This window comes from Campylobacter sp. RM5063, assembly GCF_024723655.1.
Taxonomy (GTDB): Bacteria; Campylobacterota; Campylobacteria; order Campylobacterales; family Campylobacteraceae; genus Campylobacter_D; species Campylobacter_D lari_D.
Genome location: NZ_JANQDA010000009.1, coordinates 22,404 through 36,195, shown reverse-complemented (window position 1 = coordinate 36,195; position 13,792 = coordinate 22,404). Strand labels below are relative to the sequence as shown.

Annotated in this window: 11 protein-coding genes and 1 pseudogene; 10 read left to right on the top strand and 2 right to left on the bottom strand. The window is 30.0% G+C overall.

Annotated features, from left to right (window positions below; genetic code table 11):
• Positions 1–22 precede the first annotated feature (22 nt).
• The 9 genes and pseudogenes from aspS to CAMP5063_RS04485 all read left to right on the top strand — a co-directional run bounded on the left by aspS (position 23) and on the right by CAMP5063_RS04485 (position 10,310).
• The gene (gene aspS / locus CAMP5063_RS04525; RefSeq protein WP_133319218.1) at positions 23–1,774 is read left to right on the top strand and encodes an aspartate--tRNA ligase; all 1,752 of its coding nucleotides are present in this window, start codon (positions 23–25) and stop codon (positions 1,772–1,774) included.
• The gene (locus CAMP5063_RS04520) at positions 1,771–2,343 is read left to right on the top strand and encodes an adenylate kinase (protein ID WP_263737723.1); all 573 of its coding nucleotides are present in this window, start codon (positions 1,771–1,773) and stop codon (positions 2,341–2,343) included. The genes aspS and CAMP5063_RS04520 overlap by 4 nt, the downstream gene beginning before the upstream one ends.
• 10 nt (positions 2,344–2,353) lie before the next feature.
• Positions 2,354–2,872, top strand: coding sequence for an inorganic diphosphatase (ppa, locus tag CAMP5063_RS04515; RefSeq protein ID WP_220566652.1), 519 nt, complete (start codon positions 2,354–2,356; stop codon positions 2,870–2,872).
• Positions 2,873–2,908: 36 nt separating this feature from the next.
• Entirely contained in the window at positions 2,909–3,946 is a 1,038-nt protein-coding gene (locus CAMP5063_RS04510) for a hypothetical protein (protein WP_263666776.1), read from the top strand.
• 74 nt (positions 3,947–4,020) lie between these two features.
• On the top strand, positions 4,021–6,633 hold the full coding sequence (locus CAMP5063_RS04505) for a valine--tRNA ligase (RefSeq protein WP_263737724.1): 2,613 nt from the start codon (positions 4,021–4,023) through the stop codon (positions 6,631–6,633).
• 3 nt (positions 6,634–6,636) lie between these two features.
• Positions 6,637–7,593 (top strand): methionine ABC transporter ATP-binding protein, encoded by a 957-nt coding sequence (locus tag CAMP5063_RS04500; RefSeq protein WP_263661301.1) that lies wholly within the window; start codon positions 6,637–6,639, stop codon positions 7,591–7,593.
• Between the two features lie 2 nt (positions 7,594–7,595).
• Positions 7,596–8,252, top strand: a pseudogene (locus tag CAMP5063_RS04495) (methionine ABC transporter permease); the annotation flags it as partial.
• A gap of 9 nt (positions 8,253–8,261) precedes the next feature.
• On the top strand, positions 8,262–9,467 hold the full coding sequence (locus CAMP5063_RS04490) for a glycosyltransferase (protein ID WP_337194887.1): 1,206 nt from the start codon (positions 8,262–8,264) through the stop codon (positions 9,465–9,467).
• A 72-nt stretch (positions 9,468–9,539) separates the two neighbouring features.
• Positions 9,540–10,310 carry a MetQ/NlpA family ABC transporter substrate-binding protein gene (locus tag CAMP5063_RS04485; protein ID WP_263671580.1) on the top strand — a complete coding sequence of 257 codons (771 nt, stop codon included), beginning with the start codon at positions 9,540–9,542 and terminating at the stop codon, positions 10,308–10,310.
• Positions 10,311–10,341: 31 nt separating this feature from the next.
• On the opposite strand, the gene CAMP5063_RS04480 is transcribed toward CAMP5063_RS04485, so the two are convergent.
• Together CAMP5063_RS04480 and pta are read right to left on the bottom strand one after the other, a co-directional pair.
• Positions 10,342–11,523, bottom strand: coding sequence for an acetate kinase (locus CAMP5063_RS04480; RefSeq protein WP_263671581.1), 1,182 nt, complete (start codon positions 11,521–11,523; stop codon positions 10,342–10,344).
• A gap of 8 nt (positions 11,524–11,531) precedes the next feature.
• Positions 11,532–13,001 carry a phosphate acetyltransferase gene (gene pta / locus CAMP5063_RS04475; RefSeq protein WP_318529733.1) on the bottom strand — a complete coding sequence of 490 codons (1,470 nt, stop codon included), beginning with the start codon at positions 12,999–13,001 and terminating at the stop codon, positions 11,532–11,534.
• An 85-nt stretch (positions 13,002–13,086) separates the two neighbouring features.
• Here pta and flgH point away from each other — a divergent pair, with 85 nt between their 5' ends.
• The gene (flgH, locus tag CAMP5063_RS04470) at positions 13,087–13,788 is read left to right on the top strand and encodes a flagellar basal body L-ring protein FlgH (RefSeq protein WP_133319229.1); all 702 of its coding nucleotides are present in this window, start codon (positions 13,087–13,089) and stop codon (positions 13,786–13,788) included.
• Positions 13,789–13,792: the final 4 nt, after the last annotated feature.

Genomic DNA, 13,792 nt, shown 5'->3' with positions numbered 1-13,792 from the left:
AAAATTAAGCTAAGGAAAAATTTTGAGAACTCATTATAATACAGAGCTTAACATACAAAATGTTGGCGAGGAAGTAACATTATGTGGTTGGGTAAATTCTTACCGTGATCATGGAGGTGTAATTTTTATCGATCTTAGAGATCGTAGCGGACTTATACAATTAGTATGCGATCCAGCAGATAATCAAGAAGCACATAATATAGCTTCATCAGTAAGAAATGAATATGTTTTAATAGCACAAGGAAAAATTCGCCCACGCGGTGAAGGACTTGTAAATCCAAAATTAAAAACCGGAGAAATAGAAGTTGTTATAAATAAACTTACTATTGAAAATGAAAGTGCTGTAGTACCTTTTGCTATAGGCGATGAAAGTGTAAATGAAGAATTAAGATTAAAATATAGATTTTTAGATTTAAGAAGCAAAAAACTTTATGATAATTTTGCTCTAAGATCAACTGCTTGTATAGCAACAAGAAATTCTTTAGCAAAAATGGGATTTTTAGAGGTTGAAACCCCTATTTTAACCAAAGCTACTCCAGAAGGCGCAAGGGATTATTTAGTACCATCACGCGTACATCAAGGTGAATTTTATGCCCTACCTCAAAGCCCTCAACTTTTCAAACAACTTTTAATGTGCTCAGGATTTGATAGATATTTTCAAATTGCAAAATGTTTTAGAGATGAGGATTTAAGAGCAGATCGCCAACCTGAATTTACTCAAATAGACATAGAAATGAGTTTTTGTGAACAAAAAGATATCATAGCTATGGCAGAAAATTTACTTAAAGATATTTTCAAAGCTTGCGGAAAAGAAATTAGCATACCTTTTAGGCAAATGAGTTACAAAGAAGCTATGGAAAATTATGGCTCTGATAAGCCTGATTTAAGATTTGATATGAAATTTATTGATGTGATTGATATTTTTGCAAAATCAAATAATGAAATTTTTGCAAATATCGCAAAAGACACGAAGAAAAATCGTATTAAAGCTTTAAGAGTTCCAAAAGGCGATACGATTTTTTCTAAACGCCAAATGCAAAGATTTGAAGAATTTGTGCGTAAATTTGGAGCAGCAGGGCTTGCATTTATACAAATGAAAGAAGATGGTCCTAAAGGCCCACTTTGTAAATTCTTTAGCGAAGAGGACTTAAATGCTTTAATCCAAAGATGTGAATTAGAAGTTGGTGATGTAGTATTTTTTGGCGCAGGGATTAAAAAAACTGTGCTTGATTATATGGGCAGATTTAGATTATTCCTTGCCGATGAAATGAAAATTATCGATGAGGATAAATTAGAATTCTTATGGGTTATTGATTTTCCTATGTTTGAACAAAATGATGATGGAAGCTATTCTGCAATGCACCATCCATTTACTATGCCAAAAAATATTGATGAGCAAGACTTAGAAGAAATTAATTCTATTGCACATGATGTGGTGTTAAATGGTGTAGAATTAGGTGGTGGTAGTATAAGAATTCACAAAAGTCCTATCCAACAAAAAGTATTTAAGCTTTTAAATATTGATGAAGAAGAACAAAGAAAGAAATTTGGCTTCTTACTTGATGCATTAAGTTTTGGAGCACCACCACATGGTGGTATAGCAATAGGTCTTGATAGACTTATTATGCTTTTAACAAAATCTTCAAGTATTAGAGAAGTTATAGCATTTCCTAAAACACAAAGAGCGCAATGTCTTATGACTCAAGCTCCAAGCGAAGTAAGCAATGAACAAATGAGAGAACTAGGTATAAGATTAAGGGAGAATACTAAATGAAACAATTATTTTTAATCATAGGTGCACCAGGTAGTGGTAAAACAACCGATGCAAGCATCATAGCTGCAGATGATGCAAGCATTACTCATTATTCTACAGGTGATTTGCTAAGAGCAGAAGTGGCTAGTGGAAGCGAACTTGGAAAGACTATTGATAGTTTTATTTCTAAAGGAAATTTGGTTCCTTTGGAAGTGGTAGTTAATACTATCATCACTGCTTTAAAAAATGCACCAACTAATACTATATTAATAGATGGTTATCCAAGAAGTGTTGAACAAATGCTTGAGTTTGATAAGGTATTAAAAAATCAAAGTGAAGTAATTTTAAAAGGTGTGATAGAAGTTAAAGTTAGCGAAGAAGTTGCTAGAGAAAGAGTTTTAGGGCGTGCTAGAGGTGCTGATGATAACGAAGAAGTTTTTAATAATAGAATGAAAGTTTATTTAGAACCTTTAGAAGAAATAACAAATTTTTATACTAAAGAAAATATCCACCATGTAATCAATGGTGAAAGAAGTATTGAAGCTATCGTAGCCGATATGAAAAATTTAATCAATGATTTATTAAAATAAAGGATAAAAAATGGATATTAGCAAAATCAAAGTTGGAGAAGTACCAAATAAACTTAATGCAGTTATTGAAATTCCTTATGGATCAAACATTAAATACGAACTTGACAAAGAAAGCGGAGCCATCATGGTTGATCGCGTGATGTATTCAGCTATGTTTTATCCAGCAAACTATGGTTTTATACCAAATACTCTTGCAGATGATGGCGATCCTATTGATATTTTAGTATTAAATGAATACCCTATCCAAGCAGGAGCTGTGATTCCTTGTCGTTTAATAGGGGTATTATTAATGGAAGATGAAAGCGGTATGGATGAAAAATTACTTGCTGTTCCTGTAAGTAAAATAGATCCAAGATATGATAATATTAAATGTTTAGATGATTTACCAAAAGCAAGCCTAGATAAAATCAAAAATTTCTTTGAAACATATAAAATGCTTGAGCCAAACAAATGGGTAAAAGTAAAAGAATTTGCAGGTATTGAAAAAGCAAGTGAAATTTTAGAAAATTCTATTAAAAATTATAAATAATCAAAGTCCTTTTGAGGACTTCACAAAGGATAAAAAATGAAAAGTATTATTGCTTTTAGTATAGCTTTTGTGGTGCTAATAGGCGCTAGTATTGGTTTTTATATGTGGTATTTTGAAGATGATTCAAATACTTATGTATATGATTATAAAAAAAGTAGTTCTTATCAAAGCTACACTCCGCCAAGTACTCAATACAATCAAGAAAGAAATAATATAAGTGATAATACTTATTATCCATCACAACAAATAAATCCGGAGTCTTTAAAAGAAGAAATTCCAGTACAAAATAATCCTATCATAGATGAAAATACAAGCACTCAAGAAGTCGCGCCAACAACCCAAACAAATATAGCTGAAGTTTCTAAAAATGAAACTATTACTCCTAAAGTAGCCCAAGAAGAACAAAAAGTTCTCGTTGAAAACAACAAACAAACAAGCATAAAAAAAGAAAAAACAACAAAATATAAAAATACTATGCAAGAATACATTACAAAAGGTAAAACTAGCAGATATGAACCAAGATTAAGTAATGATTTTGTTAAAGTTTATGTATTGGATGGAAAAAGTTTAAGTGATTATAGGGTTGATATGTTAAAAGAAATGATTAATCCTGTTAAAATTAATTCTCAAGATTACAATTTAACTATTTTTATCGATATGCTTTCAAATGACAATATGAAACTAAGCATATATAATAAAGATATTGTTTTTGCTAAAAATAAGAAAAAATACAATTATGTAGATGTTAAAATTTCTGATTTGAAATTTTTATTTGAAAGAAATGGATATAGTGAATACAGCAATGAAAATCTACTTGAAAAAATCAATCAAAATCTAGCAAGAGAAGATATACTCAAAAGAGTTAAAATTCAAGGTTATGCAGACGATAGAGGTAGTACTTTTGCAAACTATATGATAGGATTAAATAGAGCAATGAATGTGGCTAAACATTTCTTTAGTTTTACTGAGGTTATAGAAATAGAATCTTTGGGAAAAGACACCTATCCTACTAAAGATAAGTCTGATTCTCAAAGACAAAATAATCGTAAAGTAGAAATTAGTTTTTATAACTAATTTCTAAATTTCAAAACTTCTTTAACAATTTTAAGCTAACATAACAATTTATTTTCATTCTCAAGGTAGCAATTATGTATGATAAATCACTAGAAAAAGAATATTATAAAATTTGCGAAGAACGCGGATATTTTGAAATCAATGGTAATGAAAAAATTCAAGAAAAAGGTAAAAACTTTTGTATTATGATGCCACCACCTAATGTAACAGGTGTTTTGCATATAGGTCATGCTCTAACTTGTACTCTACAAGATATCACAACGCGTTATAAAAGAATGGATGGTTACAAAACTCTTTATCAGCCAGGACTTGATCATGCAGGGATTGCAACACAAAATGTTGTAGAAAAACAACTTTTAGCTCAAGGCATTAAAAAAGAAGAACTCGGTAGAGAAGAATTTGTAAAAAAGGTATGGGAATGGAAAGAGCAAAGCGGTGGTACCATAGTTAAGCAAATGCGAATTTTGGGTATCACTCCCGCTTGGAGTCGTTTGCGTTTTACTATGGATGAGGGTTTGGTAAATGCAGTAAAAAAAGCTTTTGTAGATCTTTATGATAAAAAGCTTATCGTGCGTGGAAATTACATGGTAAATTGGTGCACTCATGATGGAGCATTAAGCGATATAGAAGTAGAACACAAAGAAAATAAAGGAAAATTATATTATTTAAAATATTTCTTAGAAAATTCTCAAGAATATATCGTAGTAGCCACCACAAGACCAGAAACTTATTTTGGTGATAGCGCTGTGATGGTTAATCCAAGCGATGAAAGATTTAAGCATTTAATAGGCAAAAATGTCATTTTACCTTTAATAGATAAAAAAATTCCTATTATTGCTGATGAGCATGTAGATATGGAATTTGGTACAGGTTTTGTAAAAGTGACCCCAGCACATGATCATAATGATTATGAAGTAGGCTTAAGACATAAACTTGAATTTATTACCATCTTTGATGAAAAAGGTATTTTAAATGAACATTGCTTGCATTTTAAAGGCTTAGAAAGATTAGATGCAAGAGATATTATTATAAAAGAATTACAAGAAAAAGGTTTTGTTGAAAAAATAGAAGATTATACTAATCAAGTAGGATATTGCTATCGTTGTAAAAATGTGGTTGAGCCATATATTTCTAAACAATGGTTTGTAAAAAATGAAATCGCAAAAGAAAGTATAGAAAAAGTTAATCTTGGTGGAAGCAAATTCTACCCTGCACATTGGATTAATAGTTTTAATGCTTGGATGAGAGATTTAAAAGATTGGTGTATTTCAAGACAACTTTGGTGGGGTCATCAAATTCCTGTGTATTACTGTGAATGCTCTCATGAATGGGCAAGCGAAGAAACTCCAAGCCAATGCCCAAAATGCCAAAGCACTAATTTCAAACAAGATCCTGATGTTTTAGATACTTGGTTTTCTTCAGGTCTTTGGGCTATGAGTACTTTAGGTTGGGGTAATAAAGACTGGGGTAAAAATACACTTTGGCATAAAGATGATTTAAAAGATTTTTATCCAAATTCTTTATTAATCACTGGTTTTGATATTTTATTTTTCTGGGTTGCTAGAATGATGTTTCAAAGCACTAATGCCTTAGGTGAACTTCCTTTTAAAGATATATATTTGCATGCTTTAGTTAAAGATGAGCAAGGTAGAAAAATGAGTAAGTCTTTAGGTAATGTCATTGATCCTGTGCAAAGCGTGGATGAATACAGTGCTGATATCTTGCGTTTTACCCTTGCTCTTTTAGCTATCCAAGGTAGAGATATAAAATTAAGCAATGACAAACTCATACAAGTTAGAAATTTTACGAATAAGCTTTATAATGCAAGCAAATTTTTACTTTTAAATGAAGAAAAATTTGAAGATTTAGATAAAAGCAAAATTCAAACTAACTTGGCAAAATACATGCTGTCTCGTTTTGAAGTATGCGTAAAAGAAACAAGAGAAAATTTAGATAATTACCGCTTTAATGATGCGGCAAATACTTTGTATAGATTTTTCTGGGATGAATTTTGTGATTGGGGAATCGAACTTAGTAAGGCTGAAAAATCAAGCATAAAAGAGCTTGGAAGTATTTTTAAAGAAGCATTAAAGCTTTTAAATCCTTTTATGCCATTTATTAGCGAGCATTTATACCATGAGTTAAGTAAAACTTCTATCCAAACTCATGAATCTATAATGATTTCAAAATATCCTAAATTTAATTCTAGAGATGAAAAAATCGAAAAATTATTTAATATCATTATAGAAAGCATAGTGAGTTTACGCCGTGCAAAAACCTTAGTAGAACTTGCAAATGCAAAAATTCAAAAAGCTTGTATAAAATTAAACGATGAGAGTTTAATGGCTGAGTTAAAAAATTACACTAATTTCATCTCAACACTTGCAAAATGTGAAAACATCGAGTTTATCAATACAAATTTGGAAAAATCCATTAGAGATGTAAGCGAGAATTTAGAAGTATTTATACCAACTCAAGATCTTGATTTAAGCGGTGTTTTAAATAGACTTAATAGTCAAAAAACAAAACTTGAAAAAGAATTTAACAAGCTAGATGCTATGATGAAAAATGAAAAATTTATTTCTAATGCACCGGCTGCGGTTGTTGAGCAAAATAAAACTCAACTTGAAAGCATTAAAACTCAACTTGAAAAAATCAATGATGAAATTTCTAATTTAGAAGGCTAATAAGTGATAAAAATACAAAATCTTAAAAAATATTATGGCAAAGAATTAGTTATAAATGATGTTTCTTTAGAAGTTAAAGAAGGAGAAATTTATGCTCTTGTTGGACACAGCGGGGCAGGAAAATCAACTTTGCTAAGATGTATTAATGGTTTAGAAAATTATCAAAGCGGTAGTGTGGAAGTTTTTGGTAAAGAAATAGCTACTTTAAAAGAAAAAGAGTTAAGAGTATTTAGAAAAGATATAGGGATGATTTTTCAGCATTTTGCACTTATGAGTAGAAAAAATGTATTTGAAAATGTAGCTATGCCTTTAGAAATTCATAATTTTGACAAAAGCACAATTCAAAAAAGAGTTAATGAACTTTTAGATCTTGTGGGACTTTTAGCTAAAAGCAAAGCTTATCCAAATGAGCTAAGTGGTGGGCAAAAACAAAGAGTAGCCATAGCTAGAGCCCTTGCTTTAAATCCTAAAATTTTACTAAGTGATGAAGCTACTTCTGCGCTTGATCCAAATACTACAAATAATATTTTAGAACTTATTGCCAAAATCAATCAAGAATTTAACATCAGTGTAGTATTAGTAACTCATGAAATGGAGGCAGTAAAACAAATAGCACAAAAGGCTGTATTGCTAGAGCATGGACAAATCATAGGTCAAGGGAAAATCGAAGATTTATTCTTAAAACCAAGTGAAAAAATGCGTGAATTTCTAGGGGAAAGTGATTTTTTACCACTAAATGGAGTTAATGTGCGCTTATACTTTTGCAAAGAAAAAGCAAACCAAAGCATTATCACTCATATGGCTAGAAGTTTAAATATTGATTTTAATATAGTTTGGGGTAAGATAGAAAAATTAAACAACAATGCTTTAGGAAATTTGGTGATCAATATAGAAGCTAAAGATCAAGAAAGAGTTTTAAATTATTTACAAGAAAATGGCGTTATTTGGGAGCTTGTGTAATGAACTTAGAAACAATTTTAAGAAATTTTGAAAATATACTTTATCCGGCATTACTAGAAACTCTTTATATGAGTTTTACAGCCACTTTTTTAGCCTTTTTAATCGCGCTTATCCCTGCAATTGTGCTTACTGTTACTGATAAAGGTGGCTTATGGGAAAATAAAAGCATTTACAGTGTGCTTAATTTTATTATCAATATTTTAAGATCTTTTCCATTTTTAGTACTTATTGTAGTTTTAAGTCCTTTTACAAAATATCTCATTGGTATTAGCATAGGAACAACTGCTACCATAGTACCACTTACCATAGGAATTGCACCTTATTTAGCCAAAATGATAGAAAGTGCTTTTAAAGAAATTGATCCTGCTATCATTGAAGCAGCAAGATCTTATGGAGCTAGTAAAGCACAAATTATCTTTAAAGTTATGTTTAGCGAGGCTTTACCAAGTATTATTAATGGTATTACTTTAATTTTGATTATTATTATTGGTTTTTCTGCTATGGCAGGAACTGTTGGTGGTGGTGGTTTAGGTGATGTGGCCATTCGCTATGGTTATGAGCGCTTTAGAACTGATATTATGATTCAAACTGTTGTGATTTTAATTATACTAGTGCAAATCATACAATTTATAGGAAATATTCTTTATAAAATCACCAAAAGATAAACAATGAAGCATAAACTTGGTATTTTACTAGCAGCGACTAAAAATTCAAGCTTTACCATAGGAACCTTGCTCATTAATATCATGGATGTTATGGGTGAAAAGGTAGATGTGTTTTACATTTTACATGATGGTTTTAGCTTGAATGATCAAAATATCATGCAAAAAATTGTTAAAAATAAAACAATTAAATTTATTCTTTTTACTCAAGAAGATTTTTTAACCACTCTTAGTAAAAATCAAAATGATATTAATAATTTATTTTTCTTAAGAAGATGGACGCATATGGCTTTTGCAAGATTTGAAGCTTTTAAGTTTTTAGATGAATGCGAAAGTATTATCTATCTTGATTTTGATGTTTTACTTTTAAAAAGTATAGATGAACTTAGTAAATTAAGAGCTAGAAAATATCATTTTGGTGCAAGATTAGGTAAAACATTAATTCACACAGCACTGCCTTTAGAAAAAAAATATCTTAATAAGCGTGTATATCAAACAGGAATTTTAGTCTTTAACGATCTTATACCAAATCCTTTACAGTGTTATCAATTCATTTATAACTATCTTTCACAAAATACTAAAAATTGGCAAGATCAAGGAATTTTTTCCTTAATGGTTTATGAAAATCACTTTAAAGTCAAAAATTTAAAAGACAAATACACGGGAAGTACTCATTATCTTACAAATCTTACACAAAATGCTTCTATAGTTCATGCTTGTGGCACCAACAGTCGTTTTTGGAATAGTAAATTTTGCAATCAAACATGGCCTAAATGGCAAGAATATTATGAAAAATGGTTAAAACTTGGAGGAAGTAAATATATAGGCTCTTTTCACAAAGACAACAAGCAATCCATCCAACGCACAAGATATCATTTATCATACAAACTAGGTTATGCCTTTATAGAGTGCACTAAGAATAAGAAAAAAATTCCTTTTTTACCTTTTACTCTACTAAAGATTTATTACAAACACACAAAACTAGCTAAACAATACCAAAAAGATTTGAAAACAAAACCTTACCTTAAACTTCCACCTTTATCAAGCTATGATGATTACAAAAGCGAGGGTATTAAAAATCAAAATACTTATTCTTATAAAATTGGAAAAGCCCTTATTAATGCTCAAAAAAGTTGGTATAAAGGTGGTTATATAAAATTTATAAAAGAACTTAAATGCTTTTCTAAAGAATATAAAAACAAACAAAAATAAAACTTTTCTCATCTTATTAATATTTTTACAATATAATCAAACATTTTAAAAAACTATAAAAAAGGAGTTAATATGAAATTGTTAAAATTGCTCGCTGCAAGCACAATTTTAGGTGCAAGTTTATTTGCTAATGAAGTTATCACTGTAGGTGCAACACCTGTGCCTCATGCTGAAATTTTAGAACAAACTAAAGATTTATTAAAAAAAGAAGGTTACACATTAGAAATTAAAGAATTTAATGACTATGTTTTACCAAATCTTAGTACAGATAGTAAAGAACTTGATGCGAATTTCTTCCAACACCAACCTTATTTGGATGAGTTTAATGCCAATAAAGGCACAAAATTAATTAGCGTTGCAAAAGTTCACATCGAACCAATGGCTGTTTATTCTAAAAAATATAAAAATATCCAAGATCTTCCACAAAATGCTACTATAGCTGTACCAAATGATCCGACAAATGAAAGCAGAGCTTTAGATATTATCGCTAGTACTAAACTAGTTAGTTTTAAAAATATCGCATTAAAAACTCCACTTGATATTAAAGATAATCCAAAAAATATCAAATTTAAAGAGTTAAAAGCAGCACAACTTCCAAGAGCTTTAGATGATGTTGATTTTGCAGTGATTAATTCAAACTATGCTTTATCAGCAAATTTAAATCCTGTAAAAGATTCTATTTTAATAGAAAGTAAAGAAAGTCCTTATGCAAATATCTTAGTAACTACACAAGATAATAAAGATAATCCTAAAATCAAAGCTTTAATAAAGGCTTTGCAAAGTCAAAAAGTAAAAGATTTTATCAATGAAAAATACCAAGGTGCTGTAGTTCCTGCATTTTAAAACAAACCTTGAGTTTAAAACTCAAGGTTATTTATTTTTTAATAAGTTCTGTGGTAATTTTAGCTATTTCTAATTCTTCTTCTGTTGGAACAATTAAAATTTTAATTTTAGAGTCTTTTTTACTAATCTCACCATTTCTAAGTTGTGTATTTTTATCTAAATCTATATCAAATCCCAAATGTGCTAGTCTTTGACAAACTTTTGCTCTAACAATATTATCATTTTCTCCAATACCAGCTGTAAAAATCAACGCATCGACTCTAGGTAAAATCGCAAAATATGAGCCAATATATTTACTCAAACGATAACAAAACATATCAAGAGCAAGTCTTGCTTTTTCGTTATTTTCTTCAATTTGCGCTTCAATATCTCTAAAATCATTAAACCCGCAAATTCCATAAACACCACTTTTTTTATTCATTATAGTATCTAAATCAGATGGATTTAAATTTAATTCTTTTGCTAAAAATGGCAATACAGCAGGATCAATATCACCACATCTAGTTCCCATAATCAAACCTTCTAGTGGAGTAAAGCCCATAGAAGTATCTACGCATTTTCCATTTTCTATAGCACAAACACTCGCACCATTTCCAAGGTGAGCACTAATTGCATTAAATTCATTAATATTTTTACCAAGTATATGTGCAGCTTGTTTACTTACATAAGAATGTGAAGTACCATGAAAGCCGTATTTTCTAACTTGGTGTTTTTCATAAAACTCATAAGGCAAAGCATACATATAAGCATAATCAGGCATGCTTTGATGAAAAGCTGTGTCAAAAACTGTCACATTGGGAACTTTTGGAGCTGCTTTTATCATAGTTTTAATACCTATTAAATGTGCAGGATTATGTAAAGGTGCTATATGAGAAACTCTATCAATTTCTTTTAAAATTTCATCATCTACTAAACAATGTTTAGTTAAATTTGGACCTCCATGAACTATCCTATGTCCACACCCATCAAGCTCATTTAAATCATGTAAAATTCCACTTTGAGCAAATAATTCATTTACCAATTCAATACCTTGCTCATGATCTTTAATTGCTAATTCTTTTTGGTATTTTTGACCACTTTTTAGATCTTTTAGTTCTATTTTAGAGCTTTGCTCGCCTATTTTTTCTACTAAACCAGATGCTAGGGCTTCATCTTTTTCAAAAAGCTTAAATTTAATTGAAGATGAACCTGAATTTAAAACTAATATTTTCATTTTTCTCCTTATTCTTGTGCTTGAATAGCACTTAAAATCACAGTATTAACAATATCTTCCACCAAGCAACCTCTACTTAAATCATTAATTGGTTTTTTAAGACCTTGTAAAATCGGGCCAATAGCTAAAGAATTTGCTGTTCTTTGTACTGCTTTATAGCAAATATTTGCCGCATTTAAATCAGGAAACACATATACATTTGCCTTTCCTGCTACTTTAGAATTTGGCATTTTACTTTTTGCTGTTAGCATATCATATGCTGCATCAAATTGTATAGGACCTTCTAGCTCAAGTTGAGGATATTTTTCTTTAGCTATTTTAGTAGCTTCTTTAATTGCATCCACGCTAGCTCCACTCCCACTATCTCCACTAGAATATGAAAGTAAAGCCACTTTAGGTTCAAGTCCAAAAGCTTTAGCACTATTTGCACTCACATAAGCAATTTCAGCAAGTTGTTCAGGGGTTGGATTTGGCATAACAGCGCAATCAGCAAAAACCAAAACCTTATCTTCTAAAGACATAAAAAACATACCAGAAACCAAACTCACATCAGGTTTTGTTTTGATAATTTGCAAAGCAGGACGAATAGTTTCAGCAGTAGTTGTACTTGCACCACTTACCATAGCATGGGCTTTTTGAGTATGCACAAGTAAAGTCGCAAAATAAGTTTTATCTTGCACGAGTTTTTTAGCTTCTTCTTTACTCATGCCTTTGCTTTTTCTAGCTTCATATAAAAGCTCTTCAAATTCTTCATTATATTGAGAATTTTTAGGATTTATAATACGCACACCATCGATATTGATATTTAAACTATTGGCTTTCGCACAAATTTCATTGCTATCACCTAGCAAAATCAAATCAACAATTTCATTTTGTATCAAAAATTCACTAGCTTTTAATACTCTTTCATCAAAACTTTCAGGTAAAACTACTATTTTTTTATCCGCTTTTGCTTTTTCAAAAAGCTCATAAGAAAATCTTGCCTGAGTTTTATAAGTATATTCTTGTAATAAATCTTGAGTAAAATCTTCATTTTCTTTTAACAAAACAAAGTCGCTAAGCTTTTGGCTTAGTAAAAAATTTAACATAGTATGATTTTCATCTTGACTTTTTGCATACAATGGAGTGTTTAGCTCTTTAGCTAAGGCTATATTCAAATTTAAATCCCCCATCAAGCCAAAATCATCTACTCCAACTACTATAGTAAAATCATTTTCTTTTTTTGTTTTCTCAAAATCTTCAATAATTTTTTTAAAAAAATCATTTAAATTTTGAGTGAATTTACCTTGATACTCATTTTTTTTAAAACTACTAAAAAAATCTATTTTAAGATTTCTTTTTGTGCAAAATGAAGTAATTTTTTCTTTATTTTTTTCACAAAAAACAGGAAAGTAAAAAGCTATTTTACCTCGTACCTTTTCTAAACACTGCTGCAAAAATTTTTCATCAATGCAGTTTAATAAAAACATAGATTTCATTTTTTCCTCTTTATTTAACAAAATAATTGTTTTTTATAATATAATTATTTTAAAATTCATCATAATAATATAAGGTTATAAAGCTATGAAATTTAAAAATGTTAATTTTTACTTGTTACCTTTTGTAATGTTTGGCTGTAGTGCCACAGTTGATCCACATATTAATATGAAACCACCTACTTATGTAGAAGAACTAGCTCCTAAGCAAAATCATAATACTCAAAGCAATCCTGGATCGCTGTTTGGTAAAGGAGATAACCCTTTATTTTCTGATAAAAAAGCAATGAATGTAAATGACTTGGTAACCGTAGTCATTAGAGAAAATGCTACACAAAATTCACAAGGCTCTAAATCTACAAGCAAAAACAACAATGTAAATTTAGGCGGTGGACAAATAACTACAGGTGCTGGACTTAGCAAAGTTAGAGATTTTGTTAATGACTATACAAATATAGGCTATACCACAGCAAGTACTTCACAATATCAAGGCACAGGAAGTCAAACTAGAAGTGAAAATTTCCAAACTACAATTTCTGCTAGAGTAATTAAGGTTTTATCTAATGGAAATTATTTTATAGAAGGAAGTCGTGAGCTTTTAATCAATGGAGAAAAACAAATCATTCAACTAAGTGGGGTTATAAGACCTTATGATATTTCTCAAGATAATATGATAGATAGTAAATATATAGCTGATGCAAAAATTCTTTATAAAACTGAAGGCGATATAGACAAATCTACACGCAAGCCTTGGGGAACAAAATTTATGGAGACCATCTGGCCTTTTTAAGCTA